The sequence below is a fragment of the Paracidovorax anthurii genome (assembly GCF_003269065.1).
Taxonomy (GTDB): Bacteria; Pseudomonadota; Gammaproteobacteria; order Burkholderiales; family Burkholderiaceae_C; genus Paracidovorax; species Paracidovorax anthurii.
On record NZ_QLTA01000010.1, the window covers coordinates 90,152 to 116,752 of the forward strand.

The window sequence follows — 26,601 nt, forward strand, 5'->3', positions numbered from 1 at the left end:
AATTCGAGGCCGGCTTGCGGGTTTTCCTTGATTTGTCCATCTCCGCGCAGTCCTACGATCTTGATTCAAAGCAAGAGAGGCGCTGAAAAAACGGTCCTTGGCGCCTTGCCGACCCGGCCAGGGCCTGTTCGGCGCGAGATCCGCGGCCACATTCCGATCCATGAAAAATCATGCCTATTGGCATGCAACTTGCAAAACACGGTCATCCCGGCAGGCCCCTCGCGGCGCCGGGACAGACCGGGCAGAACCAGAAAACCGCCGACTTCCAGGAAAGAAGGCCGCCATGCTCTCCACGATGACCCCGCCGTCCACCGCTCTGCGCCAGCCGGCCATGCCGCTTGCGATCGACCGCTTTTCCAGCATGCCCGAGCGGCTGCTGTTCGCCTCCTGCGACCTCGACGAGACCCGCTCCATCGTGGGCCGCGTCATGAAGCCGCACCGGCTCGCGCAGACGGGGGGCGGCGAACGCCTGGATGCGCGCATGCACTATGTCTCGCTGGGCGACGTCTCGGTCAGCCGGCTGCGCTACGGCGCCGCCGTCGAGATCCAGCCCGGCCCGCTGGAGAGCTTCTTCCTGGTGCAGATGCCGCTCTCGGGCCGCGCCCGCATCGACAGCGGCGGCCGCCAGGTCGAGTCCGCGCCCGGCACGGCCTCCGTGCTCAGCCCGGACGACGAGACCTGCATGCACTGGAGCGCCGGCACCGACCAGCTCATGCTGCGCATCGCGCGCCCGCAGGTCGAGCGCGTGCTGGTGGGCCACCTGGGCCGCCCGCTGGACCAGCCGCTGCGCTTCGAGCTGGGCTTCCAATGGCAGGACAGCGCCCCGTGGCGCTGCCTGCTGTCGTACCTGCTGGACTGCGCGACGCAGCACCCGGAGCTGGCCCAGCACAAGCTGCTGGTGGCGCAGATCGAGCAACTGGCCGCGCTCATCCTGCTCACCTCGCACCAGCACAACCACAGCGAGACGGCCCCCGCGCGGCGCGGCACCATCCTGCCGCGCCACGTGCGGCGCGCGCAGGACTACCTGCAGGCGCATGCGCACGAGCCCGTCTGCGCCGACCAACTCGCCGACGTGGCGGGCGTGAGCGTGCGCAGCCTGTACGCGGGCTTCAAGGAGTTCCTGGGCGTGAGCCCGATGCAGTACCTGCGCGACCTGCGCATGGAGCGCGTGCGCACCGAGCTGCTCGGCGGCGAGGCCAGCAACGTCGCGGGCATCGCGCTGCGCTGGGGCTTCGCCCACCTGGGCCGCTTCAGCAGCGACTACAAGCAGCGCTACGGCGAGTCGCCGAGCCAGACATTGCGCCGGCACTGACCGCCGTACGGCGGGGCACCGGGGAGGCATTCGCACCCGTGGCGGATGTTTCGCACGGGGCGCCTCCGCGCAAGAGGGGCAGGATTAGTGTCGGGACCGCATGGTGGCCTCCGCACGGACGGCCATCGCAAAGAACGGCGATGGCCCGCAAGGGCCGTCGCTTCGCCCGCCCCCACACGATGAGCGCGATGACCCGACCTATCCAGAGCGGACCGATCCACGGATTGCCTCCCGCGCCGTCTCCGGCCACGGCGGCGGAAGGGGCCCCCGCCTCGCGGCCGCGCAGCCAGGCCCATGCGCGCAGCGGCCTGATGGATGCGCTCGCCTGCATCCGGACGGAGCCGCGCGATGCGGGGGATGCGTCTGCGCCGCAGTCCCCCAGGCCCCGGCAGGGCATCCTGGCCTGCCTGCCACGCCTCTGGACGCAGGCGCAGGACCCCGCCCCGGAGAGCCGGCCCCTGAGCATGGCGCAGCAGGTGCGGCACGACATGCAGCGGGAGGCCCTCGACCAACTGTCCGCGGCCCCGGCGCAGGCGGTCCTTCCGATCCACACGCTGGCGCAGCCCGCATCGCTGGAAGCCATCGCGCAGGGGGCCGGCGTCCCCGCCCAGGCACTGGAGACGCATCTGCGCAGCGCGATGCAGGGCCTGTGCGACCGGGTCGCGCATGGGCACTGGAAATACTCCAACCGCGAGGACGCGGCGCTGACGGATCTTCTTTTCCATCTCCATGCCCTCGGCCAGGCGCCGTCGCCGCCGGCATGGCTCGGGCCTTTGCGGCATTTCGACACCTTCGTGGCGCATTTCTGCCCCCAGGCCAACATGGAGACGCGGGCGCACATGATCAAGCTCGTCAAGTTCTTCGAGAGGGACCATCGCCCCGAGATGCTGTTGGAGAAAAGGCTCCACCAGACCGGCGTACCCAAGCCGATATACAACGGTCCCGGAGACTGGGTGGAATTGCCGAAGGCCTGGGTGGACCGGCAGGTGGTCGAAGAGGCCCGGCAACTGCTGCGGGACGGGAATTTTCCGCGAGAGGGCGAACTGCTCGTGCATGGCACCGGCTCCGCTGCCCTGGGTCCTATCGCCAAGGAGGGCGCGATCTGCTCCGCCGCGAAGGCCCTCCGGAAAGGCCGCAAGGTCGTCACGGGCGAATACGTGAGCTATATCCAGTCCAATAGCCAGGCATCCTCCACCGGGGGCACGGTGGGGCTGGGAGACGTCTATGCCTCCAAGCATAGCTTGGGGTCGGGCCATTACGCGATGCCGCGCTGGTTCGACGAAACAGGGGTTGCCTTCGGCATCAGCGAAGCGAAGCAGCGCGCATACAACCAGGCCCGCCGCATCCGGCGAGACTATGACAACACCGAAGAGGGGATCGTGATCGGGCCGGCCGCGCCACTGAAGAACGTCGTCGCCCTCTCGGCCCCCAAGGCCAGCGAAGCCCGGGTCCGGGCCTGGATCGAAGCCCATTGCCCGCATGCGAAGTTCGTGTCTTACGAGGCCGCCGAACTGCTGGATGACGACGGCATGTTCGGCCTGATCCCCACCAAGAGGGCGTTGGACCAGCAGTACGACTAGGGCATGGATCGCGCTCCGGCGTCCGGGATGGGCAGCGCGCGCCGGGCCACGCCGGTGACCGCGCCGGCAGGCGCTGCAGGCGCCAGGGCATCGTCCAGCCGGAACCACGCCACGGCCTGCTCCAGGGCCCGGACCTGCCCTTCGAGCGCCTGCGCGGTCTCGGTCACCTCGCGCACGCGGGACGCATTGCCCTGCGCCGTGGCATCCATGGCGGCGATGGCCGCGCCGATCTGGCCGATGCCCTCGGTCTGCGCGCGGCTGGCCTGCGCGATGCCGCCGATGATGCGGGCCACCTCGGCGGCGTTGCCGACCATGTCCTGCATGGCGGCCTCGGCCTGGCCAACCAGCGCGCGGCCCTGTTCGACCTGGTGGGCCGAATCGCCGATCAGCCCGCCGATTTCCCGGGCCGCCGCTGCGCTTTTCTGCGCCAGCGCGCGCACCTCGGCGGCCACCACGGCGAAGCCCCGGCCCTGCTCGCCGGCGCGCGCGGCCTCGACGGCGGCGTTCAGCGCCAGGATGTTGGTCTGGAAGGCGATGGATTCGATCACGGTGATGATCTCAGCCATGCGCCGGGACGATTCCGCGACCTGCCCCATCTGGCGCGTGAGCGCCTGCATCATCGCCTCGTTGCGGTGCACGATGCCGCCGCCGGCGGTCACGAGCGCGTCCGCGCGGCGGGCATGCGCCGCGTTCTCCTGCACGGTGGAGGTCAGCGACTCCATCGCCGAGACGGTCTGTTCGAGCGCCCTCGCCCTCTCCTGCGCCCGGCTGGCCAGATAGGCATTGCCGGCGGCGATGCGCTGCGCCGAGGCCGACAGGCCCCGCAGGCCCTCGCGCACCGCTGACATGCGCTCATGCAGGCGCGTGGCCAGCAGCGCGAGCCGGCCCGGCAGGCCTTGGGCCTGCGCCGGTGCGCCGGCGTGGAAGCGGCGCAGATCGCCCTCGGCCAGGCTGGCGGCCATCTCCCCGGCCTGGCGCAGCGGCGGCGCCACGCCTGCCAGGCCCCGGGCCATCGCCAGGCCGGCCACCGCGCCGCACACGCCCAGCCCGGCGAGCGCCAGGCACCAGGCCTGCAGCAGGCCCGGAGGCACGGGCTCCGGGCCGCGGGCCTGGCCCGCCGCCCACAGGCCGGCACCGGCGGCCAGCAGGCACAGGCCGATCCAGACCGCCATGCCGCAGCGCATGCCGCGCGCACGGCGCGCATCACCGTCGTCGATTGCCATGATCCTTGTCCTCCTGCCCCGCCTGCGGTGCCGCGGCCAGGGCTTGCGCGCAAACGGCTTCATACGGGTTGGCCATCAAAGAGAGAACAAGGCGCGAAGCCGCAGACAGCGCCGGAGCACAGGCCCAGGCGAAGCAACGCCGTTCTCTGTTTGATTGCGAAGCCGTATCAAAATGGAATGCAGGCCTTCACGAAGAGCTGGCTGCCCTCGGGCCGGTTGCGCACGCCGTATTCCTTCTGCCACTTGACCGTGACCAGCAGGCCCTTGTCGTTCGCGTAGCGGATGGAGGGGCCGAAGCCCACGGCGCGCGCCTTGCCCTGCGCGCTGCCCGGGCCGCTGTCGTCCGTCACCTGGCGGAAGACGTGGCCGCCGACGCCCACCACCCAGCCGTTGCCCAGGCCCCAGCCGGCGGCATAGTCGGCATGCAGCGCCTGGCCGGAGCGCGTGCGCGTGTCGTCGTTGCGCTGGTTGACGTCGTACATGAGCTTCAGGTCGGCGTTGAGGCCGGCGGGCTGCATGTAGGTCAGGGCATACACGGGCTGCACCGTCCAGTAGTTCTTGCCCGGGCTGGAGGGATCGGTCGCGCTGTACGAGCCCGTGGGCGCGTACACGTCCACGCCCACCACCTGGTGCCACTGGGGCGAGAGGTGGTAGCCCAGGGCCGCGCCCAGCGTGACGTCGCCCAGGCCCGAGCTCTTGAAGGTGGCGCCGCCCGCGCGGAACTTGATGTCCAGCAGCGGCGCGATGGCGTGGAAGGCCAGTTGCCCGCCCGCCACCTGCTGCTGCGTGACCCAGACGATGCGCGGCGCGAGCACGTTGACGTCCACCTTGAAGTCCGGCACCAGGGACTGGCCGGCGTTGCCGCGCAGCGTGTCGTAGCGCAGCGTGCCGCCGTACATCAGCAGGTGCACGCCGGGGGGCGGCAGCGCGCCGACGAAGTAGTTCTCCAGGCCATCGGGGTAGATGGCGAGCCCCCCGTTCTCGGTGGCCAGGGCGGCGCCCGGGCCGGCCAGGGCCAGCAGGGCCATCGTCAATGCGGACTTGCGCATGGCTTCTTTCCTTTGTCGTCAGTGGGTTGGGAAAAGCAGAGAGAAAAGCGGAGCGGCTCAGGACCGGGCTAGCAGCTGCGCGACCCGGTAGCCCGAGCCCGCGCCCAGCCCCGGCCCGGGGTGGGTGCTGGCGCCGATGTGGAAAACGTTGGCCAGCGGCGTGCGGTGGCCGCGCGCGCCGTCGCTGCCGGCGAAGGGCCGCAGCCAGAAGAACTGGTCGGGCGAGCACAGGCCGCCATACGGATCGCCGCCCACCAGGTTGCAGTTGAGCGCCTCCAGATCCGCAGGCGAGTACGCGCGCCGCCCCACGATGCGCCGGCCCAGGCCGGGCATGACGCGCTCCAGCCGGGCCTGCACGCGGTCGGCGAAGGCTTCGCGCACGGCCTCGTTCCAGCGCCCGTCCTCCGGCACCGCGATCTCGCCGGCCGCATCGCCGCGCAGGTGCGCGGGCAGCTCCTGCATCTGGACCCACAGGATCCAGCCGCCCTCGGGCGCGCGCGAGGGGTCGGCGGCGGTCGGCTGGCCGATGCCCAGCGTGGGCCGCGCCGGCAGCAGGCCGTTGTTGGCCTCGGTGACCGAGGCGCAGACCTGCTCCAGCCCTTCGGTGAGGTGCACCAGCGGCACGCGCAGCAGCTCGGGCTCGCGCCAGGCCGGCGGCGCGTTCAGCGCGAAATGGATCTGCATGCCGCCGCGCCCGTGCTGGTAGGCCGCGGCACGCTCGCGCACGCCGGGCGGCGCATCGGGCAGCAGGCGGCCGTAGAGCTGGCCCGGCGCCACGTTGCACACCACGGACTCGCTGGCGCGGAAGGTGCGGCCGTCGGCCAGCCGCACGCCGGTGGCGCGCCGGCGCCGGCCCTGGCCCTGCGTGTCGATGCGCTCGACCTGCGCGCCGCTGACGAGCTGCCCGCCGTGCCATTCGATGACGCGGGCCAGCGCCTCCACCAGCCGGCTTCCGCCGCCCTTGACCACCGGCATCCCGCCGCTGACCACGGCGGCGAAGGTGAGCTTGCCGATCAGCGCCGAGGTGGCATCGTCCGGGCCCAGGCCGGAGTGCAGCGTCCACGGCGCGATCAGGGCGCGCGCCAGGTCGGAGCGCAGCGTGCGCTGCGACCAGCGGCGGAAGCTCTCCAGCGCGCCGCCGGCATAGGCCAGCAGGCCATCGGTGCCGCGCTGGCGCCACTCCGACCACAGCAGCCGCAGCAGCGGCCAGCCGTAGGGGTCGCCGCCCAGCAGGCCGAAGGTGAGCGCCGCGTCGCGCCCGAACAGCTCGGCGGCCATGGCCTGCAGCGCGCGGCCATCGCCCGGCGCGGCGGCGTCCAGCCGGCGCGCGGCGTCGTCCAGGTCCTGGCGCAGCGCCAGGCCCCGGCCGTCGGGCCAGACGAGGCCGGTGGCGTATTCGGGCTGCACGAACTCCAGGCCGGCCTGCTCCAGCGCCGGCCGCAGTTCGGCATAGCCCGGGCTGCCCGTGAAGAGCGGATACCACGAGGCCATCACCTCGTGCCGGTAGCCCGGGAACAGCTCCTCGGTGCGGATGCAGCCGCCGAAGCGGTCATTGCGCTCCAGCACCAGCACGCGCTTGCCGCGCACGGCCAGCAGGGCCGCGCCCACCAGCGCGTTGATGCCGCTGCCCACGAAGACGATCTGCGGATCGGGCGCGTTCGCCATGGCTTGCCCTCCCCTATTCCACCAGCGCGAGCACGCGCAGCGGGCTGCCCGAGCCGCCCTCGATCTTGAGCGGCGCCGCCAGGATGAGCGCGCCCTGCGGCGGCAGCTGGTCCAGGTTCTTCAGGCACTGCAGGCCGTAGCGGTTGGCGCCGTGCATGAGCGTGTGGCACGGATACGGCACGGGCCAGGCGTAGGACTGGCCGGCATCGGTGTTGATGGTCTCCACGCCGAAGCCGTGCACGCCGCGCTGGTGGATCAGCCACTCCACCGCCGCCTGCGTGGGGCCGGGCGTGTGCGCGCCGTCCTCGCGCAGGTTGAGGAAGGCGCCGGCATCGTGCGCCTTGAGCGACCAGTCGGTGCGCAGCAGCGCCCAGGCGCCGGCCGGGATGCGGCCGTGGCGCTGCTCCCAGGCCTCCAGGAACGGCACGGTGAGCAGCCAGTCGGCATCGCGCGCCACCTCGGCGCTGGCGTCGATCACCACGGCCGGCGCGATGAAGTTGCCGGGCGCGATGGTGTCCACGCTGTTGTCCGGGTGGTCGCGGCCGGTGACCCAGTGCGCGGGCGCATCGAAGTGCGTGCCGGTGTGCTCGCCGCACGAGAAGTTGTTCCAGTACCAGCCGGGGCCGTTCTCGTCGTAGCACGAGATGCGCTCGATGGTGAACGGCTGCACCTGGCCGAACTGCGGCGGCAGCTGCAGCGTGGGGAACGAGGGCGAGAGCGTCTGCGTCAGGTCAACGACGCGGACGCCGCCCCCGGCGAGCCTGGCGGCCAGCGCGGAAAGGACAGACGGGGCGGACGGTGCGGCAGTGGAGGTCATGGCGGGTATCCATCGGTGCGGGGTCGAAGGCAGGCGGGCTCAAGCGCCCGGTTGCGGCGCGCCGTCCAGCGACGTGAAGCGGCCGGCATGGAACACCAGCGGCACGCCGGGCGCGCTGGCGGTGCGCACCACGCGCCCCACCAGCAGCAGGTGGTCGCCGGCATGGCGGCTGTGGCCGCTGTCGTTGGCGCACACCAGCGTGGTCACCGCGCCGGCGAGCACGGGCACGCCCTCGGGCACGTCCTCCATCGCCACCTCGGCGAACTTGTCGGGCACGGCGGGGTTGGCGAAGCGCCGCGCCAGCGCCTCGTGCTCGCGCGGCAGCACGTGGATGGCGAAGTGCGCGCAGTCGCGGAACACGGCCAGGCTGGGCGAGTGGTTGACCAGGCTCCAGAGCACCAGCGGCGGATCGAGCGAGAGCGAGGCGAAGGAGTTGATGGTCAGGCCCACGGGCCGCCCGTCGGGCGCACGCGTGGTGACGATGGCCACGCCGGTGGGATAGGCCCCCAGCAGGTTGCGCAGGGTGCGCGGCTGAAGGTCCACGCTGCCCCAGTCGGGGCGGACGTCGGCGGCGGGTGCGGGGGCAGGTGCGAGACAGGCAGAGGCGGACATGGCGCTCTCCTCCTCAGGCGGCCACCGCCACGGGCGGCTGGTGGCGCGCGATCAGGCGCTCGGCCTCTTCGGCATCGGCCCACCACGGGAAGTAGCCGGGCGGGTGGTTGAAGCCGTTGGCGATGGTGGAGGCCAGCGTGGGCAGCGCGGCGGCCGTGCCCAGCAGCTTGAGCACGTGCGGCGGCGGCGGCGTGAGCAGCGAGTTGGTCCACTGCACCACCCACCGGGCATAGTCCCAGAAGCGCTCGAAGGTCTGCTCCATCCACTCGCGCGTGTAGGGCTGCTCGCCGTGCGCCAGGATGGCGTCGAGGTACACCTTCGCGGCCTTGGTGGCATTGTTGGAGCCCTGGCCGGTGATCGGGTCGTTGGTGGCGACCGCGTCGCCCAGGCCGAACACCGGGCGGCCCGAGGGCAGCGTGAGCACGGGCTTGCGCACGACGGGCGCGAAAGCGCCGGCCAGGATGCCCCGCTCGTCGGTCAGCTCGGCATGGCGCGCGCGCTCGGCCTCCCAGGGCAGGTACTGCTCCAGGAAACGCTTGCTGGCGGCCAGGTGCTCCTGGGGCGTCTTCACGTCGCGCCAGCAGTCCAGCGGGCCGCCCGGAATGCCCTCGAACACCATGATGTCGCACGGGCCGCTCAGGGTGAGCGCGGGGAACACGAAATACTCGCCCACGCCCGGGATCAGGTTGAACGACACGCGCGAGTATTCGGGCGTGGGCGCCAGCCCGTGCACATAGGTCAGCGCCAGCGCGCGCTGCGGCTTGTCGAAGGGCGAACGCGCGGCATCGCGCTCGAAGAGGCGCACCACCTCGCCCTTGCCGCCCGCCAGGATCACGAGGTCGTGCGTGTCGGCCAGCGCCTCCAGCTCGGCGATGCCCGCATCCTGGATCAGCAGGCGGCCGCCGCGCGCCTCCACCTGCTCCAGCCACGCCGGCATCTTCACGCGCTGGTCCACCGACTGCGCGGGCCGGTCCAGTCGCGCGCTCCAGTCGATCACCTTCGCGCCCGCCTGCTCCGGGTGCGGCACGGCGAAGCCGATGCCCTCCACGGGCGGGCATGCGGCCTCCCAGTCGTTGATGCCGAGCGCGCGCTCGACCTCCAGCGCCGGGTCGAACATGCACTGGCTGGACATGACCTTGCCGCCACGGATGTCGTCGGGCGTGCGGTTGGTCACCACGGTGACCTCGTAGCCCTTGTCCAGCAGCCCGAAAGCCAGCGGCAGGCCGGCCTGGCCCCCGCCCACGATCGCGATTCGACGCATAGCAGTCTCCTTGAAGGAAAAGAGAGAAAAGGAAAGAAAAGGAAAACGGGGAAGGGATCGGGCTGGCGCGGGCCGCCGGGCCTCACTCGGCCAGGCGCGGGATCGCCGGGCGGGCCTGCTCCGGCCCCATGGCCGAGTAGCCGCCGTCCACCGCGTAGTCGGCCCCGGTCACGAACGAGGCGTGGCCCGAGAGCAGGAAGGCCACCACGTCGGCCACCTCCTGCGGATCACCCACGCGCTGCAGCAGGTGGTAGTCGGCCGCCACGCGGTCGGTCTTGGCGCGGTCGCCGCCCGTGAGCTCGTCCATCACGCGCGACCAGGTCCAGCCCGGCGAGACCGAGTTCACGCGGATGCGGTCGCCCGCGAAGTCCATGGCCATGCCGCGCGTGAGCTGCACCAGCGCGGCCTTGGAGACGGGGTAGAGCCAGCGCCCGGTCTGCGCGACCTTCGATGAGATGCTGGTGAAGTTGACGATGGCGCCGCCGCCCGCCGCCGCCAGGTGCGGCCGCACGGCGCGCGCGGCCATCACGGCGCTCACGAGGTTGACGTCGAGCGCGCGCAGCCAGTCGGCGCGGTCCGAGGCGGCGCCGTCGTCCAGGTAGGTGGCGGCCAGGTTGACCAGGCCGTCGATGCGCCCGAACTGCCCGGCCACGTCGGCCACGCCGCGCGCGAGCTGCGCGTCGTCGGTGATGTCCACCGGACAGAAGCGGGTGGCCTGCGCGTCCTCGGCCGCCACGCGGGCGCCGCCTTCGGCGTCGATGTCGAACAGCGCGACGCGCATGCCGTAGCCGCGCAGCGCGCGCACCACGGCCGCGCCGATGAGCGTGGCGCCGCCGGTGACGATGGCGACCTTGCCTTGCAGATCTTTCATGGAGGTGTCCCCTTGCATGTGAGCCCGACCGGCGGGCCGCGCGGCGCGCGGCGCATTCCGGTTGTTTCGCAGCACCGGGCTGCTTGGACTCCATGGTGCGGGGAAGGCCCCGGATCGCCCTATCCGGCCCACGCACCGGCTATCCGGCGCGTGCGGGTATCGGCAGGGAGTGGCATGCCTCAGGGGGCTCAGGCACACCCCGGGCCGCATGAGCCGCGTAGGCCGGGTGCACCGCGATCGGCAAAGCGCCTGCTCGATCGACGGACCGGGCAGGCCCGTACCGAATTCTCGGGCCGTGATGGGTCGGCCCGGCGGCAACACCCCGGCGGTGATGCATGCCACCCCGCCCAGGGCACAAAAGCGCGATGCCGTGCCCGGCGATGGCCAGGACGGCGCGCAGAGGGCTCAACGCCCGGTGTTCGGTCCGAGTATCGGCCCCATGACCATGCTGTTGAAGAAATCCGGGTCCTCCACAGGCGCCCGTGCGGGCTCCCGCGGCCTTTGCGGCGCCGCGGCCGCGTTCTCCGGGGCCTGCCGCGCGCCTCCGATCTGCCCGCTCCTTTGGAGCGTGGGCCGGCGGCCCGGTGCGCTGGGCAGCCCGGGCGGGTTGCCCACCCCGTGCGGAGCCCTGCCTTCGCCGCCAAGCGGGGGAGCAGAGGGGCGCGGTCGCGCAGGGGCGTGCGGGGCGTAATCCCTGCGCGGTGGCGACGTGTCTCGAGCCTCCGCGCGGGCCGCGAGATTCGCGGTGGCGATATGCAACATCTCGAAGGCATCGAACATGATGGGACCGCCAGCCCCGATACGCATCGATTTTTGCACGACCGCTTCGTACTCGGCTTTCAAGTCCGGATTGGCTTCCAGTCGCTGCCTGACTTCCTGGCGGGAGTAGGCGTGTGCATTGGCTTGCGCCCTGAGCCGGTCTCCGATCTGGCGGTCCGTTTCCTCGGCATCCATCCTCACGCCAGCGCTGTTCCCCGGCGAATGCATTGCGGTCATTGCCGCCCGGCCTTCCGCGATGAGAACCAGCGGATCATAGAGCTGCCTGGCGATCGACCAGTCCAGCCTTGCCCGACCGCGCTGATTCGCGCCGATGTCGGCCCTCGGGGGACTCGCGCGCCCTTCCGCCCTGCGGTCCTCTGCATTCCGGGGCGCCGACATGCCGTGTGCATTCACGGGCCGATGGCTGGAGCCGCGCGCGGGGGAATGGGGTGCAGATGTCCTGCCTTCAGCGCGCGGAGGGTGCGATGGGCTGCCCGGGACAGGGGTGCGCCCGGCCCGGGCTCTTTGCGGGGCCCCCTGCGCTTCGGACTGCGCGCGGAATGCGAGATTGGTGGAGGCGATGTGCACCAGCTCGGCACGGCGGTATGGGAATCCCCTGCCTTGATGTTCAACCATCTGTGAGAGGCGGCTGAACTCTGCCTGGAGTTCGGGGCTGCTGTTCAGCCGCCGATCGACTTCATCGCGCGGCACGTTGTTGTCATTCGCACGCTCCGCCATGTTCCTCCGAAGCGTAGCTTCGATCTCCGCGCGGTCTATCACGACGGCATTACCGTCGAGCGGCGCCTGATCAATGATCTGGTGATTCACCCTCAAGCGCTCCGCTGCGATCACGCCGGGATCGTAGAGTTTCGACGCCACGTTCCAGGGCAGCGGCGGGCGGGTGCTGATGTTCGCCGCGCGGAGGTCTGCCCTCGGTGGCCCCACCTGCCCTGCAGCCTCCCCTGCGCCTGCCTGCCGCGCTGGCGGCATGCCTTGCGCGTGCGTGGGCCGATGGCTGGAGCCGCGCGCCGGGGACGAGGGTGCGCTGGTCGTGCCTTGCGTCGTCGATGAACTGCCGGCAAACGCGCGTTTGATGTGATTGATACCGAACATGGGACCGCCTGCAGAAATGTGCGAATGGTGGAAGTCCAATCTACCCGCCCCCCCTGCGCACGGCGGAGCCGATACCGAAGCACCGCACAGCCGCCCGAACCCATGCCGCCGGCCGGCACCGTGCCCGGCCCCCGACCTCACCAGCCGTAGAACCCCGCCAGCACCAGCGCCGCCTCCGGCGTGAACACCCCGCGCGCGAGCCGCGCATGCACCTCGGCGGGCTGCAGCAGCTCGAACCGCTCCACCTCGCCGTCCTGGTTCACCGGCTCCATGCCCTGGGGCACGGTGGCGTGGAACCAGTCGATGCGCTCGACCATGTAGCCCGCGCCCTCGCCCTCGTCGCTGGGGCGGGCGAAGTCCACGTGGCCGCCGTGGGCCAGGGCGTGCAGGGCATCGACGCGCAGCCCGGCCTCCTCCCAGGTCTCGCGGGCCAGGGCGGTCTCCAGCGTGTCGTCGGCGCTGACCATGCCGCCCATCAGCGTGTCCCAGCGGCCCGGATGGCTGGGCTTGGTGAAGGCGCGCTGCTGCACCCACATACGGCCGTCGGGGGCGCTGGCGACCAGGTGCACGGCCCGGGTGGCGATGCCCAGCGCACGCACGGCGCCGCGCTCCACCACCGCGATGCGCTCGCCGGCCGCGTTGCACACCGCCAGGGCCTCGTCACGCCAGGGGCCGCAGCGGCCCGCCCGGCGCAGGGCATCGGCCAGCGCCGCCAGGGCCCGGGTGGCATCGGCGGCATCGCAGGCCAGATGCCAGCGCGGCCCGCCGTCAAACTCCTCTTTTGATAGCAAGAAACGTAGCAAATCCGGCGACATGGAGGCGATTTCATCCAGAACCCCCTCCGCCACGGTGCCCACGGCCTGCCCGGCCACGGCGAAGGGCAGGCGCGGCGCGGCCGGGGGCCGGCGGGCCAGGGCGCGCGCGCCGGGCACCCAGGCGGGGACGCTGCCCGGGCTCATGCCAGGGTGAGGATGGTGGAGCCCGTGGTCTTGCGCGCCTCCAGATCGCGGTGCGCCTGCTGCACGTCGCGCAGGGCGTAGCGCTGCGCGATGTGGATCGCCACGTCGCCGCTCTGCACCACGGCGAACAGGTCGTCCGCCATGGCCTGCGTGGCCTCGCGCGTGGCGATGTGGGTGAAGAGCGTCTGGCGCGTGACGTAGAGCGAGCCCTTGGCGCCCAGCAGGCCGGGCGCGAACGCCGGCGCCGGGCCCGAGGCGTTGCCGAAGGTGGCCATGAGGCCGAAGGGGCGCAGGCAGTCGAGCGACTTCTCCCAGGTGTCCTTGCCCACGGAGTCATAGACCACCTTCACGCCCTGGCCGCCGGTGATGTCCTTCACGCGCGCGGCGAAGTCCTCGGTGCGGTAGTTGATGGCATGCGCCGCGCCGTTGGCGAGCGCGAGCCGGCATTTCTCGTCGCTGCCGGCCGTGCCGATGAGCTGCAGGCCCAGCGCCTTCGCCCACTGGCAGGCGATGAGGCCCACGCCGCCCGCGGCCGCATGGAAGAGCACGAAATCGCCCGGCTGCAGCCCCCCGGCCGGCAGCGTCTTCTTGAGCAGGTACTGCGCCGTCAGGCCCTTGAGCATCATGGCCGCGCCGGTCTCGAAGTCGATGGCGTCGGGCAGGCGGCACACGCATTTCGCGGGCATCACGCGCACCTCGGCGTAGCTGCCGGGCGGCTGGCTCGCATAGGCCGCGCGGTCGCCCGGCGCGAGGTGGGTGACGCCCTCGCCCACGGCCTCGACGATGCCCGCGCCCTCCATGCCGAGGGTGGCGGGCAGGGGCAGCGGGTAGAGGCCCGTGCGGTGGTAGACGTCGATGAAGTTCAGGCCCACGGCATGGTGGCGGATGCGGATCTCGCCCGGCCCGGGCTCGCCCACGGACACCTCGGCAAGGTGCAGTTCTTCGGGGCCGCCGTGCTGGCGGATCTGGACGGCGAGGCTCATGCGGCGTCTCCTGCGGTCAAAGAGCGGACGGTGGAAAAATGGAAAGGGCCGCGCGCGGCGGCCGGCCTGCATCGTGCCACGGTTCCGCTCGCCGTGCAGGCGGCTACAGTCCGGCCCCATGACACAAAGACTCTCGCCCGGCACCGTGGCGCTGCTGGTGGCCGCGCCGGTGCTGTGGGCCGGCAACGCGGTCACGGGCCGCCTCGTGCACACGCTCATCTCCCCCATCGCGCTCAACTTCATCCGCTGGGCGCTCGCCTTCCTGGTGCTGCTGCCGCTGGCCCACGGCGTGCTGCGCCCCGGCAGCCCGCTGTGGCCGCACTGGCGCCGCTACGCGCTGCTGGGGCTGCTGGGCATCGGCTGCTACAACGCGCTGCAGTACATGGCGCTGCAGACCTCCACGCCGCTCAACGTCACGCTCGTGGGCTCGAGCCTGCCGGTGTGGATGCTGGCCGTGGGCACCCTCTGCTTCGGGGTGCGCGTGACGCGCGCGCAGGTGGCCGGCGCGCTGCTCTCCGTCGCGGGCGTGCTCGTGGTGCTGAGCCGCGGCGAGTGGGCGCAGCTGCTGGCGCTGCGGCTCGTTCCGGGCGATCTCTACATGGTGCTGGCCACCATCGCCTGGGCCTTCTACAGCTGGCTGCTGGCACGCACCGCCGAGCCGGCGGGCGTGCGCGCGGACTGGGCGGCGTTCCTGATGGCGCAGATGGTGTTCGGGCTCGGGTGGTCCGGGCTGTTCGCGGGCGGCGAGTGGGCGCTGGGCCAGGCCCACGCCACCTGGGGCTGGCCCCTGGCCGCCGCCCTGGCCTTCATCGCCCTGGGCCCCGCCCTGTTCGCCGACCGCTGCTGGGGCGTGGGCGTGCAGCGCGCGGGACCGGCCGTGGCGGGCTTTTTCATCAACCTGACGCCGCTTTTCGCCGCACTGCTCTCGGCGCTGGTGCTGGGCGAGATGCCGCACCTCTACCACGGTGCAGCGTTCCTGCTCATTGTGGCGGGCATCGTCGCCTCATCGCGGGGACGCTGACCGGCTCAGGGCCCTTTCGCTCAAACAGCAATCAGCAGCAGTGCCCCCGCCAATATCAATGCGGCAGGGAATACCCGCTGCCGCATGCGCGATGCCCTCGCCATCACGAATGCCTGCACGAGAAGGATGGCCAGGAAGATGGCGACAGCCACCATCCGGCCGCCAGCGGCCCCACCCTCGATGCTGTCCGGCGGTATCGACGGGTCCATTTCATACAGAAGCTCATATTTATCGCCCGACACCAGGAACATCGCCAACAACCCGACGACACAAGCCATGTGGATGCAGAAACGCAGGTATCTGTGCATGGCTCACCGAATCAACTGGCTGAAGCGGTCCCAGAACTTCACGATGAAATTCCCATAACTCGTGTTTTTCTTGATCTGGTCCAGCGTCAGCCCCGTTCCCCGGTTGTACCGGGCACCGATGACACGAACCTGCTCCTGCCCCAGGGGCGCCGAAAATCCGTCGTGGGCCGCCAGTTGGCTGAAATGAGACGACAACCCCCTGAGCCGCTTCGCGGCTTCCCCCTTCTCTCACGCTGCGCGTGGGAAGAGGGACGCAGCCAGCGCGGCGGGGCGGCCCTTGCGCGGCTGCCCGCGCCTGGGCCGCGCCAGTTTCATGCGATGTGGGTGGCGCGCAGCGCCGTGGAAAACTGAGATGCCGGGCCACCACTTCGATATTGAACACATCCTTTTCCAGACAAGCGGCCAACCCCCTCGCTTGACTGGATGTCAGTTCGGCGGGGTTGAGTCCCATGGTTTCCGCGGCAGCGCGAACTTGAATGCTGACGGCTCCAAAAGATGTCTTGTTGGGATGGTTGGTGATTGCCTGCTTGTCGGTCCAGGGTGGCCCGCTCCAATCGAACGATCTGATTTCGAACGCCACGCGGTCGATGAAACTGGGGTCGCCTCCGACCTCGATCCAGCACACGCCCGCCAGCAACTCCGGGGGCAATTGGTATTTCTTCGATTCGTTGAGGATGAACTGCTTGTTGTGCCTGACCCAGGCATCTTTGAACTTCTGGATGTAAGTCCGGCCGCCACCCCAGCGGGCTGGAACGAGCTTCCAGACGAAGAGGTCAATGAGGCCCCATCCCGGAGAACCGTTCGAGACATTGCAAACCGTGCTGCCCATAGCGGTGTTTCTCCATCGCTTTTTGTGTTTCCTTCCACGCACTGGCTTCAAAAGATTTTCGCCACATGGAACCCTCTGCAAAAGAGATTCTGGCAGCGGCACACCACGGATGCGCTCTCTTTTCCCTCTTCGATGGCAACAAGGCGTATCAGCAATTCATGGCGCCGCGCGCCACCCGCAACGCATGAAACTGGCGCTGCGTCCCTCGTCCGATGGCCGCGGAGCAGGCCATGCCAGCAAACGCCGTGGAGCGAGCTTCGCTCGGCCACAGGCGTGTCCCCCTTCCCGCAGGAGAAGGGGCTGAAGGCCGCGGCTCCAAGCCTGCCTGCGCAGGCTTGGACGGCCCTGAAGAGCTGCCGCCTCTGGCGGCTGCACCGAGGCGCGAAGCGCCACAGGGGGTTGTTGTTTCATTTCAGACCACCGGGGTTCCGGGGGTCGCTCCGTACCGCGCCTGCAGCTCATCCGCCGGCATGGGCCGGGCGAACAGGTAGCCCTGGTAGAGGTCGCAGCCGTGCTGCTCCAGGAAGCGCCGCTGCGCCTCGGTCTCCACGCCCTCGGCGATCACCTCCAGCTCCAGGTTGCGGGCCATGCCGATGATGGTCTGCACGATGACGTCGTCGGTCGGCCGGGTGCCGAGGTTGCGCACGAAGGACTGGTCGATCTTGAGCTGGTGCAGCGGCAGCCGCGTGAGGTAGGCGAGCGAGGAGTACCCGGTGCCGAAATCGTCCACCGAGAAGCGCACGCCCTTGGTGCGCAGCAGGTGCATCTTGGCGACGGAGTCGTCCACGTTGTCCAGCACCAGGGATTCCGTCAGCTCCAGTTCGAGCAGGTGCGGGCGCACGCCGGCGCGGTGCAGCGCGTCGAAGACGCTGGCCACGAAGTCGGGATGGCGGAACTGGCGCGCGCTCACGTTCACGGCGATGTGCACCTGCGACAGGCGCGGGTCGCGGCTCCAGGCCGCGAGCTGGGCGCAGGCGGTGCGCAGCACCCATTGGCCGATGAGCATGATGAGTTCGCTCTCCTCGGCCACCGCGATGAAGTGGCCGGGCGCGAGCAGGCCCCGCTCGGGGTGCAGCCAGCGCAGCAGCCCCTCGGCGCCGACCACGGCACCCGACTGCGAGAACTGCGGCTGGTAATACAGCACGAACTGCTGCGCCGCGATGGCGGCCTGCAGGTCGGTTTCGAGCTGCACGCGCTGGCTGATGACAACCTGCATCTGCGGGTCGAAGAAGCACAGCGCATTGCCGCGCCGGGCCTTCACCTGGTACATGGCGATGTCGGCCTGCTTGAGCAGGTCGGCCGCGGTCTGCGCCGCGTCCCCGAAGACGGTGGCGCCGATGCTGCAGCTGGTGTGGTGCGCCTGCGTGCGCAGCTGGTAGGGCTGCGCCAGGGCATGCAGGATCTTCTCGCCGATGCGCCGCGCGAGCGAGGCGGCCTCCTGCCGGTCGTGGGAGAGGTCGCTCAGCATCACCACGAACTCGTCGCCCCCGAGGCGGGCCACGGTGTCGGTCGCACGCACGCAGCCCTTGAGGCGCACCGCCACCTGCTGCAGCAGCATGTCGCCCACCTCGTGGCCCTGGGTGTCGTTGAGCGTCTTGAAGTGGTCGAGGTCGAGGAACAGCAGCGCGCCGAACTGCCGCGAGCGCTGCGCCGTCGCCAGGGCCTGGTGGAGTCGGTCCAGCAGCAGGCGGCGGTTGGGCAGGCCGGTGAGCAGATCGTAGAAGGCCAGGCTCTCGATCTCGGCGCTGGCGCGGCGCAGCTCGGTCACGTCGTGGTAGGTGATCATGAGCCCGCCCTCGGGCGTGGGGCGCTCGGTGACCTGGATGAAGTGGCCGCTGGGCAGCATCTGCTCGTGCGTGCCGCGCGGGTTGCGCTGCTGCAGCAGGCGCTGCTCGACCCATTCGCGCCGCTGTGCCTCGTCGGCCTCGGGCAGGTGGGCGTGCACCGTGGCCTCCAGCACGGCCCGGAAGGGCTGCCCCACGCCCATCACGTCCTTGAGCCACGGGAATATCTCCTCGTAGCGCCGGTTCCACTGCAGCACGCGGTGCTGCGCGTCCAGCAGCACGAAGCCGCTGACCATGGCGCCCAGCGCCTGCTCCAGCGTGGACTTGGAGCGCGCGATGTCGTTGCGCGCCCGGTTCATGCGGCCAAGATAGGCCATGGTGAAGGCGCCCGCGGCCACGATGGTCGCGGCGAAGAGCGCCGCCACGGCCAGGATCGCGTTGCGCTCGACACGCCAGCCGGCCAGGGCCGCGGCCTCGGGCAGGCTCGACGAGATCCACAGCCCCTGGTAGAGGATGGGGCGCGCGATCACCAGCGACGGCACCCCGCTCAGCCGCGCGGCCTGGCCCCAGGCGCTCGTGGCCCCCGCCTCGTCGCCGAACGGGGGCACGCGTGCGCGGCCGCGCGCCTCGCCCCGGCTGGACGAGCCGATGAGCAGCTCGCCGCGCCCGCGCTCGAGCGTGACCTCCAGCCCCGGGATGTCGGCCCCCTGGGTGAGCACGGAGGCGATCATGCTCACCGGCACCTGCAGCACCGCCACGAGCCGCCCGCCGCCCTCGGAGCGGATCGGCCGCGCCACGTAGATCACGCGCTCGGAGCTGGCGAAGCTCACCGTGGGCGCGCTCACGGCGAGGGTGGGCACGGACTGCGCCAGCACCTCGTCGAAAAAGCCCATGGGCAGCTCCAGCGGCACGCGGGCGCCGAAGCCGTCGGAGGACGCCACCACCGTGCGCTGCCCGTCCATCAGCACCACGGTGCGCACGAGGATGTTCTGCCGCGCGGCGCTGCGCAGCAACTGGCCGATGAAGACGGCATCGGGCTGCGGGTCCCGCTCGTGCCAGAGATCGAGCATGTCGTCGGTGCTCGCGAGCAGCACGTCCAGCCCCAGCAGCGCGCGGTTGAGCGCGGCCTCGGCGCCGGCCGTGAAGCGCCCGACCTGCGCCTCGCTCTCGACCAGGGCCACGTGCCGCGCGTTCCAGATGAGCCCCATGGCCGCGCTGCCCAGCGCCAGCACGAACACCGCCACCGCGGCACCCACGGCCCAGCGCAACCGCTGCGATACCGACGGCATCACGGACGCCCCGGCACGGGAATGCCCCGCGCCCGTCCGATGGTCTTGCTCCAGGCGTCCGCGCAGCCATCGCTGCAGCGCCGCAGCCAGTTGGGCAGCACCGCCTCGCGCAGCAGCCGCTGGCGCCGCGCATCATCGGCCGCCGACACCGGCACCACCACCATCGCCCCCTTCTCGCCGCGCTGGCAGGCGGGCTGGCCGCTGTTGCAGGCCACGCCCTCAGCCGTCTCGGCCTCGGCATCGCGCCAGATGGCCTCCTCCAGCCGGGGCATCTCGCGCAGCAGCAGCGCGCGCAGGTCGGCGGGCATGGCACCCCAGGCCTCGTCGTTCGCGCCGAAGAACGACAGGCCCCAGGTGATCGGCAGCGGGTAGAGATAGCGCGTCAGGCGGTGCAGGCCGAGCGTGTTGCCCGTCATGGTGCCGGTGACCGTGCATTCGCTATCGCCGGCCTGCAGGCTCGCGACGATCTGCCCGAAGCCGGTGTACACGGGCACCGCCCCCAGCGCGGCCATGAAGTCCGCCTGGGCCGCCGAGGACACGCGCACCCGGCGCCCCGCCAGATCGGCCAGGCCCGAGAGCGGCTTCTGGCAAAACAGTACCTGCGCCGGATACACGTACACCGCCAGCAGCTCGAAATGGTGCCGCTCGCGCAGCGCGGCCTGCAGGTACGGGCGGAACGCCTCCACCGAGGCGCGCAGATCGGCCAGCGTGGGATTGAGCCCCGGAAGATCCGGGGCCGTGTACTGCGGGTACTGCGCCGTGAGCGAACTCACGAGCACCGTGCCCAACGGCACCACCCCGAGCTCGACGAGGCGCAGCATCTCGATGCCGGGCACGCCCGCGCGGTCGAAGGGCACGATGGACGCCGTGAAGCGCCCGCCGCTCAGCCGGGACAGCTCCTGGGTCCAGAACGGCGCCTCGCGCTGGGAGTATTGGGAGAGCCCGCCGAGATTGCCCACGATCCGCAGGCGGTAGGACGCCGCGGGCACGCTCGCGCCCTTCTGCGGGCCGCGGCCGGCGTCCGCCGCGGCGGCAGCCCCGGGCCCGGGCGTGGCCCGCTCCGGCACCGTGGCGGCCCCCGCCGGCAGCAGGGCCCAGGCCACGGCCAGGCACGCGGCAAGATGGCGGGTGAACGCCAGGCGCACGGGACAGTGAAGGAATCGGCGGTATGTGGACATGCGTGACGTATGGCCTCCGGGCTTTCGCAGCCAACGGGGGGATCCTCCCTGAACCTGCGTTTTTTACCATCTCTCCCGTCTTTGACAAGTGGTCACAAATCTTCCCGGAGTGCCCCGGGGTCCGGGCATCGGTGCCCCGCATCGCCCCGGGAGCACGCGCTACACAGGGCCGCCAGGGGGTTCGGCAGGCCCTAGAGGCGCTCGCCGCCCCGGGCCACGAAAACTCCCCGGCCTGTGTCGAAATCCCAACGCGTCAGGCAGGCACCCGCGTCGGCCGTGCGCTCCAGCGTGAGCAGGCTGTTGGGCGCGTCGGCGCGCAAACGCACGGACACGGCCGTGCCGGCCTGCGCCGCCCACAGGCCCGGCAACGCCTCGCCCAGGCCCGGCTCGTGGGCATGGCCCGAGAGCAGCAGCCGCGCGCCCGCCCCGCGCCAGCAGGCCAGCGCATCGCCCGCGCGGTGCGGCCGGTGCGCGGCGTCGCCGGCATGCCTCGCCACCAGCGGATGGTGGGTGACGACGATGCACCAGCGGTCCGGCGGGGCCTGCGCGAGCCGCTCGGCCACCCCGGCGATCTGCGTCCGCGAGAGGCTGCCGCGCCGGTGGCGCCACGCCCGCGTGGTGTTGGCGCCCACCACGAAGAAGCCGGCGGCGTCGCAGGCCGGCTCCAGCTCATCGCCCCACCAGCGGGCATAGCGCCGGTAGGCATGCCCGAGCCGCTCCCACCACGCGAACAGCGGCAGGTCGTGGTTGCCGGGCAGCACCAGCACCCGGGGGATTCCCAGGCCGGCGATGAAATCGTGGGCCGCCGCGAACTGCGGGGCCGTGGCGCGCTGCGTGAGGTCGCCCGAGACCACCAGGGCCGCCACGTCCAGCTCGCGCGCCAGCGCCTTCACCGCCGCGCACACCCGGGGGTCGTGCGCGCCGAAATGCAGGTCCGACAGGTGCATGAGGACGCCCATGGCCCCGGCTCCCGCCCCGCTCACGATCCCGCGGCCAGCCCCGGCGCCGTGCCGGGCACCGCTCCGGGCACCGGCGCGGGATCGGCCGGCACGGTCTGCGGCTGCGGCTGCGGCGCGGCATCGGCCCGCGCGCCTTCGGGCCAGGCCGCCGCATCGCCGTCGCGCGCCGTGGCGGTGGGCACCACGAGCCAGAGCGGGCGGTCCTCCACGCGAAAGCGCAGCGGCGGCGGCATCCACTCGCGCTCGCCGTCGAACGCCACCTTGACCTGCTGCGGCCGCCAGCTCGCGGGCTCCACCTCCATCTCGGAGCAGGCGAGGCTGATCACCGCCTCGTCGCGCGCGAGCTGGCCGATGGCCGCGTGCCACACCGTGCACGCCGTGGCCCAGCGGCTCTGCGGCTTGAGCAGCAGCACCGCCAGGTGGTCGCACTCGGCCACGTCGCGGGCCTGCGGGATGCCCAGGCGGTCGAGCTGCAGCGGGTTGTTGCCCACGAACAGCGTGGAGGCGAAGAACTCCTCCTGCACCAGCGCATCCGCGCCCCGGTGGGCGCGCATCGACACCCGCCAGCGCCGCGCCGACGCCGGGCGCAGAAAGCTCCACACCGCCGAGGCGATCGCCACCCAGCGCGAGCGGCCGAAGCGGCGCGAGGCCAGCTCCCGCTGCTCCAACAGGCGCGGGTACAGGCCCACGGCCGCGTTGACGAGGAACATGCGATCGTTCACGTAGCCCACGCGCACCGGCCGCAGGTCACCCGTGTGCAGGGCCTCGAAGATGCCCTGCGCGGCCTGCTCCAGATCCAGCGGAAGGCTGTGCTCGCGCGCGAAATAGTTGAAGGTGCCCGCGGGGATCACCCCCATGCGCACCCGGTGCCGCCACGCCGCCGCGGCCACGGCGTTGATGGTGCCGTCGCCCCCGCAGGCCACCACGATGCCGCCCGAATCCAGCGCCGCGCGCGCGGCCTCGTCGGCCGCCTGCACGATGCCCGCGCGCACCGCCGGCACGTGCCACCGCACGGCGTTGCGGCGCAGCGACTCCAGCGCCTCCAGCCGCGCGCGCAGGCGGGAATGGTCCGCACCGGGCCGGTGCGGCACCACCAGATGCACGGGCCCGGGGGCTGGGGAGGACGGAGGCAGAGGCGTGGGCATGAAGCAGGGTCGGATACGGACGGAGGGCGGGAGCGCCCGGGGCACCCGGAGCGCGGGCAGGATAACCGTGGCGGGCGCGCCGGCAGGCGGCATGGCCCCACGGGGCAAGGGCCTGATTCTGGCGCCGGGCACCGCGCGGCCCCATCGGCGGACAGGCGCACCGGCTGTCGGCGCGGGCCGACACGCGCGGCGCGCGCTCCCTGTCACCATGGCGGCCTCGCACCTTCCCCAACCCCTGACGACCGCCCTCCGACGATGCCCCACCCCCACCGATCCGCAGCTCCCATAGCTCTCGCCGCCCCGGCGCCCCGGGCCCTCGCCACGCCGCGCCGCGCCGGCGAACGGAGGAGCCCGGCATGACCGACCTCCACGCCTGGACGCTCTGGGCCGGCACGCACCCGGTCGCCACCTGGGGCGCGGGCCTCGCGCTGGCGCTCGCCGCCACGCTGGCGGCCCGCGCGGCCGGCACGGCCATGGCGCCGCGCTGCGCGCCCTGGATGGCGCGCTGGTCCGAGCCCCGCCACGCGGTGCCGCGCCTACTCGCGGCCATGGCGGCATCGGCCCTGCTGCTATGGGCCTGCGCCGAGCTGCTGGGCACGCTGGCGCGCGAATGGTCCGCCCCCACCACCTGGGCCCGGCTCGACCAGACCCTGGCCGCGACCCTGGGCGCCACGGCGGGCGTGCCCACGCTCACGCTGTTCGCCCGGCTCACGCATGCAGGCGACACCGACGTGCTCACGGTGCTGGCCGTGGTGGTGGGCCTCGCGCTCTGGTGGCGCCGCCACCGGCTCCTGGCGGCCGGATGGGCGGCGGCCCTGGCGGGCAACGGCCTGCTCACGCGCGGCTTCAAGCACGCCTTCGAGCGCGTGCGCCCCGAGCACACGCACGGCGTCTCCTCGGCCGACGGATTCAGCTTCCCCAGCGGGCACAGCAGCAGCTCGCTCGTGGCCTACGGCATGCTGGCCTATCTGGCGCTGCGCCTGCTGCCGCCGCGCTGGCACCTGCCCGCCCTGCTCGCGGCGGTGGCGGTGGCCTTCACCGTGGGCTGGAGCCGCGTGGTGCTGCAGGTGCACTACGCGAGCGACGTGCTCGCCGGCTGGGTGACCGGCGGCGTGTGGCTGGCCTGCTGCGTGCTGATCATGAACGGCGTGGGGCACTGGCACCGCTGCCGGCCCGCCAGGCCGGCCTGATGGCCAAGGCCCCCGCCGCCGAGGGCATGGGCGGCGCCCGGTTCACTTGCGCTTTCGCATCGGCATGAAAAGCTTCGCCCGGGCTTCACTCCGAGGTGCACGCATGGCCAGACTGAGGTGGTCATTCACTAGAGAGGGACGCCTTGCGCGTATGTCTTGCCACAATACTTTCACGCCTTAACCCATCGATTTCCGTCCGCTCCAACGCGCCAGAGAATGCCCTTCAGGGATCGAAAAAGACGCCCGGCGCCCGTCCTGGAAAAAAGCTCAGGAACGCGTCTTTATCCGGACTGGCTGGCCACTCCCGACCCGAGACCCCGGCGCAGAGTGCCGCGCCCGCTCCCCGCGCGAAGCTGCAGAAAATCGCCCGGCAGATCGGTCAGGACGCGATCATCTACCGCCAGGTCCAGAAACGCCTCAACGACCATCTGCGCAATCTGCATCCCGATACGGGATTCAAGAACGAAGTGCATTTTTCCGATGCATCGCTCGCCGAGCTGGAAAGCATCCTGCGCCATATCTCGGTCAGCCCGCACCTCCTGGAAGAGTCCCGCGGCAAATCGGCCACGACACCACTCTTCACCAAAACCCTGCTGATGCCGCTGCTGGATGGCGGACAGCTGCGTCTGCACGAGTTCAGTGCGGGCGGCGGCGCGCAGCAAGGCGAGGAAGATCCGCACATGCATCGCTGGAATCTCAAGACCGAACACATCAAGGGGGCGTACGTCCAGCAGATCCATGAGGAAACCCAGGCCGGCGCGCCAGGAGCGCAGCCGCACCAGAAATACCGCCTGGAGGCCACGCCCCGGTACAAGACCGAACGCCAGTTCACGTACCTGGGCGAGGTTCCGATGCGGCAGTCGGCCCGAAAACTCTACAGCGAGGGACAAGCGCCGCACGACTTCCCGCTGTCGGAGATCCACAGCGTGGCCGATCTGGGCACGCACGTGGGCACGTCGATCACGCTGGCGCGCACGGGCAAAGCCGTGCATGCCGACTCGATCTCATACAACGTCAGCCCCGAGATCCGGACCACCAACCCGCTCGGCCGGGCGCCGGGAGAGCAGCAGTTCATCGAGGCGATACAGCGCAGCATCGCGATGCTGCAGCTCGTGCAATTGCGGCGCGACCTCGAAGCGCATCTGCGGGGCAAGGAGCCCTCTTCGCTGACCGAGGGCGAGCGGCGGCACCTGGAAGATGCCAAGGCCCCGAACTACTTCGAGACCTCGCTCCTGCCCGCCCTGGCGACGCTCGATCTCGCGCTCGAAGCCGGCGAGCCCAGCCAGGAGTTCTCCGAAAGCACCATCGCCCACCTGCGGAGTTCCCTCGAACGCATCCAGGAAACGCCCCTGCACCGCATCGTGGCGGAGAACGACGCGCACATCGGTGCCGGCCTCTTCTCCACGGAGCTGAACGATCTCGACCAGTTGAAAGCGCTCATCGCCGCCCACTGAGGAAGGTCCGCGCCACGCCCCCTCCGGCACTTCGCGCCGGCCGCTTTGCCGGGGGTGGCTCAGCCCGAGCGGCGCGCCGCCCGCTCGGCCGCCAGCGACGCCGCGAACACGGCCAGCCCGCCCAGGGCCAGCAGCGCGCCCACCCAGCCGGTGGAGGTCCAGCCCAGCCCGGCCGTGATGGCCACGCCGCCCAGCCAGGCGCCGAGCGCGTTGGCGCAGTTGAAGGCCGAATGGTTGAGCGCGGCGGCCAAGGTTTGTGCGTCGCCCGCCACGTCCATGAGGCGGATCTGCAGCGCCGGGCCGATGGCCACGATGGTGCCGATGAGGAAGATGCCCAGCGCCGCCGTGGCCACGTGGTGCGCCGCGAACACGAAGCCGCCCAGCACCAGCACGGACCACACGAGCAGCCCGCCGATGGTGCGCATCAGCGAGCGATCCGCCAGCCGCGCGCCCACGAGGTTGCCCGCCACCATGCCCGCGCCGAACAGCGCCAGCACGAACGGCACGCCGCCCACCGGCAGCCCGGCCACCTCGGTGAGCGTGGGCTTGATGTAGCTGAACACCGAGAACATGCCGCCGAAGCCGATGGCGCCGATGCCCAGCGTAAGCCACACCTGCTTGCGCTTGAGCGCACCCAGCTCGCGCCAGGGGCTCGCCTGCGCGTCGGGCGGCATGTAGGGCACGCCGCGCCGCACCATGGCCATGGCCAGCACGGCGATGCCCCCCACGAACACGAAGGCCGCGCGCCAGCCGAAATACTGGCCCAGCGCCGCGGCGATGGGCACGCCCGCCAGCGTGGCGCCCGTGAGCCCCAGCATCACCATGCCCACGGCGCTCGCGCGCCGGCCCGGCGGCGCGAGCGAGGCCGCCACCAGCGCGGCCACGCCGAAATACGTGCCGTGCGGCAGGCCGGTGACGAAGCGCAGCAGGTTGAGCGAGAGGTACCCCGGCGCCAGCGCCGAGGCGAAATTGCCCAGCGCATAGACCGCCATCAGCGCGATGAGCAGCGCGCGCCGCCCCCACCCCGCCGCCAGCACGGCCAGCACCGGCGCGCCGACCACCACGCCCAGCGCATAGGCGCTGATGACGTGGCCGGCCTGCGGGATGGTCACGCCGATGTCGCGCGCCACCTCGGGCAGCAGGCCCATGATGACGAATTCGCCCGTGCCGATGGAAAAACCGCCCACGCCCAGGCCGATCAGCGCGGCCGCCATGCCCGCGCGCGGGGCCTGCGCCGCCG

The 26,601-nt window shown here is 71.5% G+C and carries 24 protein-coding genes; 6 read left to right on the top strand and 18 right to left on the bottom strand.

Translation table 11 applies throughout. The features are described 5' to 3' along the window. Positions 1–283 precede the first annotated feature (283 nt). Together AX018_RS07320 and AX018_RS07325 are read left to right on the top strand one after the other, a co-directional pair. Positions 284–1,312, top strand: a complete 1,029-nt coding sequence (locus tag AX018_RS07320) for an AraC family transcriptional regulator (RefSeq protein WP_111876648.1) — start codon at positions 284–286, stop codon at positions 1,310–1,312. A gap of 188 nt (positions 1,313–1,500) precedes the next feature. Next, positions 1,501–2,892, top strand: coding sequence for a hypothetical protein (locus AX018_RS07325; protein WP_146749248.1), 1,392 nt, complete (start codon positions 1,501–1,503; stop codon positions 2,890–2,892). Here AX018_RS07325 and AX018_RS07330 read toward each other — a convergent pair. The 10 genes from AX018_RS07330 to AX018_RS07375 all read right to left on the bottom strand — a co-directional run bounded on the left by AX018_RS07330 (position 2,889) and on the right by AX018_RS07375 (position 14,204). Next, complete coding sequence (locus AX018_RS07330) at positions 2,889–4,115, bottom strand: methyl-accepting chemotaxis protein (RefSeq protein ID WP_170146202.1); 1,227 nt, start codon at positions 4,113–4,115, stop codon at positions 2,889–2,891. The two genes, AX018_RS07325 and AX018_RS07330, sit on opposite strands and share 4 nt — an antisense overlap. 167 nt (positions 4,116–4,282) lie before the next feature. After that, positions 4,283–5,164 (bottom strand): SphA family protein, encoded by an 882-nt coding sequence (locus AX018_RS07335; RefSeq protein WP_111876651.1) that lies wholly within the window; start codon positions 5,162–5,164, stop codon positions 4,283–4,285. Between the two features lie 57 nt (positions 5,165–5,221). Next, positions 5,222–6,829, bottom strand: coding sequence for a phytoene desaturase family protein (locus AX018_RS07340; RefSeq protein ID WP_111876652.1), 1,608 nt, complete (start codon positions 6,827–6,829; stop codon positions 5,222–5,224). Positions 6,830–6,842: 13 nt separating this feature from the next. After that, positions 6,843–7,646 carry a cyclase family protein gene (locus AX018_RS07345; RefSeq protein ID WP_111876653.1) on the bottom strand — a complete coding sequence of 268 codons (804 nt, stop codon included), beginning with the start codon at positions 7,644–7,646 and terminating at the stop codon, positions 6,843–6,845. A gap of 39 nt (positions 7,647–7,685) precedes the next feature. Beyond that, positions 7,686–8,258: a flavin reductase family protein gene (locus tag AX018_RS07350; protein ID WP_111876654.1), complete on the bottom strand. Its 573-nt coding sequence runs from the start codon at positions 8,256–8,258 to the stop codon at positions 7,686–7,688. A 13-nt stretch (positions 8,259–8,271) separates the two neighbouring features. Next, positions 8,272–9,519 carry a styrene monooxygenase/indole monooxygenase family protein gene (locus AX018_RS07355; RefSeq protein ID WP_111876655.1) on the bottom strand — a complete coding sequence of 416 codons (1,248 nt, stop codon included), beginning with the start codon at positions 9,517–9,519 and terminating at the stop codon, positions 8,272–8,274. An 82-nt stretch (positions 9,520–9,601) separates the two neighbouring features. Continuing rightward, positions 9,602–10,390, bottom strand: a complete 789-nt coding sequence (locus tag AX018_RS07360) for an SDR family oxidoreductase (protein WP_111876656.1) — start codon at positions 10,388–10,390, stop codon at positions 9,602–9,604. A 405-nt stretch (positions 10,391–10,795) separates the two neighbouring features. After that, complete coding sequence (locus tag AX018_RS24675; RefSeq protein WP_146749250.1) at positions 10,796–12,262, bottom strand: hypothetical protein; 1,467 nt, start codon at positions 12,260–12,262, stop codon at positions 10,796–10,798. Positions 12,263–12,399: 137 nt separating this feature from the next. Beyond that, the gene (locus tag AX018_RS07370; RefSeq protein WP_111876658.1) at positions 12,400–13,221 is read right to left on the bottom strand and encodes an NUDIX hydrolase; all 822 of its coding nucleotides are present in this window, start codon (positions 13,219–13,221) and stop codon (positions 12,400–12,402) included. Beyond that, positions 13,218–14,204 carry a quinone oxidoreductase family protein gene (locus AX018_RS07375; protein ID WP_111876659.1) on the bottom strand — a complete coding sequence of 329 codons (987 nt, stop codon included), beginning with the start codon at positions 14,202–14,204 and terminating at the stop codon, positions 13,218–13,220. Before AX018_RS07375 ends, AX018_RS07370 begins: the two co-directional genes overlap by 4 nt. A gap of 118 nt (positions 14,205–14,322) precedes the next feature. On the opposite strand from AX018_RS07375, the gene AX018_RS07380 reads away from it, so the two are divergent. Beyond that, complete coding sequence (locus AX018_RS07380) at positions 14,323–15,225, top strand: DMT family transporter (RefSeq protein WP_111876660.1); 903 nt, start codon at positions 14,323–14,325, stop codon at positions 15,223–15,225. A 20-nt stretch (positions 15,226–15,245) separates the two neighbouring features. Here the strand turns inward: AX018_RS07380 and AX018_RS07385 are convergent, their stop codons facing one another. Both AX018_RS07385 and AX018_RS07390 read right to left on the bottom strand, forming a co-directional pair. After that, positions 15,246–15,533, bottom strand: coding sequence for a hypothetical protein (locus AX018_RS07385; RefSeq protein ID WP_111876661.1), 288 nt, complete (start codon positions 15,531–15,533; stop codon positions 15,246–15,248). 3 nt (positions 15,534–15,536) lie between these two features. Next, the gene (locus AX018_RS07390; protein ID WP_245951466.1) at positions 15,537–15,728 is read right to left on the bottom strand and encodes a hypothetical protein; all 192 of its coding nucleotides are present in this window, start codon (positions 15,726–15,728) and stop codon (positions 15,537–15,539) included. A gap of 699 nt (positions 15,729–16,427) precedes the next feature. On the opposite strand from AX018_RS07390, the gene AX018_RS25900 reads away from it, so the two are divergent. Continuing rightward, on the top strand, positions 16,428–16,550 hold the full coding sequence (locus tag AX018_RS25900) for a hypothetical protein (RefSeq protein ID WP_281269541.1): 123 nt from the start codon (positions 16,428–16,430) through the stop codon (positions 16,548–16,550). Positions 16,551–16,774: 224 nt separating this feature from the next. On the opposite strand, the gene AX018_RS07400 is transcribed toward AX018_RS25900, so the two are convergent. The 4 genes from AX018_RS07400 to AX018_RS07415 all read right to left on the bottom strand — a co-directional run bounded on the left by AX018_RS07400 (position 16,775) and on the right by AX018_RS07415 (position 22,717). Continuing rightward, complete coding sequence (locus tag AX018_RS07400; RefSeq protein ID WP_111876662.1) at positions 16,775–19,435, bottom strand: bifunctional diguanylate cyclase/phosphodiesterase; 2,661 nt, start codon at positions 19,433–19,435, stop codon at positions 16,775–16,777. Continuing rightward, entirely contained in the window at positions 19,435–20,502 is a 1,068-nt protein-coding gene (locus tag AX018_RS07405; RefSeq protein ID WP_111876682.1) for a TRAP transporter substrate-binding protein, read from the bottom strand. The genes AX018_RS07400 and AX018_RS07405 overlap by 1 nt, the downstream gene beginning before the upstream one ends. 302 nt (positions 20,503–20,804) lie before the next feature. Continuing rightward, complete coding sequence (locus AX018_RS07410; RefSeq protein ID WP_111876663.1) at positions 20,805–21,572, bottom strand: metallophosphoesterase family protein; 768 nt, start codon at positions 21,570–21,572, stop codon at positions 20,805–20,807. A 20-nt stretch (positions 21,573–21,592) separates the two neighbouring features. Next, on the bottom strand, positions 21,593–22,717 hold the full coding sequence (locus AX018_RS07415; RefSeq protein WP_111876664.1) for a diacylglycerol/lipid kinase family protein: 1,125 nt from the start codon (positions 22,715–22,717) through the stop codon (positions 21,593–21,595). 356 nt (positions 22,718–23,073) lie between these two features. Here AX018_RS07415 and AX018_RS07420 point away from each other — a divergent pair, with 356 nt between their 5' ends. After that, complete coding sequence (locus tag AX018_RS07420; protein WP_111876665.1) at positions 23,074–23,907, top strand: phosphatase PAP2 family protein; 834 nt, start codon at positions 23,074–23,076, stop codon at positions 23,905–23,907. A 281-nt stretch (positions 23,908–24,188) separates the two neighbouring features. Here the strand turns inward: AX018_RS07420 and AX018_RS24680 are convergent, their stop codons facing one another. Next, the gene (locus AX018_RS24680) at positions 24,189–24,593 is read right to left on the bottom strand and encodes a hypothetical protein (protein ID WP_146749251.1); all 405 of its coding nucleotides are present in this window, start codon (positions 24,591–24,593) and stop codon (positions 24,189–24,191) included. Between AX018_RS24680 and AX018_RS07430 the strand changes: the two genes are divergently transcribed. Continuing rightward, a complete protein-coding gene (locus AX018_RS07430) occupies positions 24,588–25,361 on the top strand; it encodes a hypothetical protein (RefSeq protein ID WP_146749252.1) in 774 nt (257 codons plus the stop codon). The two genes, AX018_RS24680 and AX018_RS07430, sit on opposite strands and share 6 nt — an antisense overlap. A 59-nt stretch (positions 25,362–25,420) precedes the next feature. Here AX018_RS07430 and AX018_RS07435 read toward each other — a convergent pair whose 3' ends face one another. Beyond that, positions 25,421–26,575 carry an MFS transporter gene (locus tag AX018_RS07435; protein WP_245951471.1) on the bottom strand — a complete coding sequence of 385 codons (1,155 nt, stop codon included), beginning with the start codon at positions 26,573–26,575 and terminating at the stop codon, positions 25,421–25,423. Between the last annotated feature and the right edge of the window lie 26 nt (positions 26,576–26,601).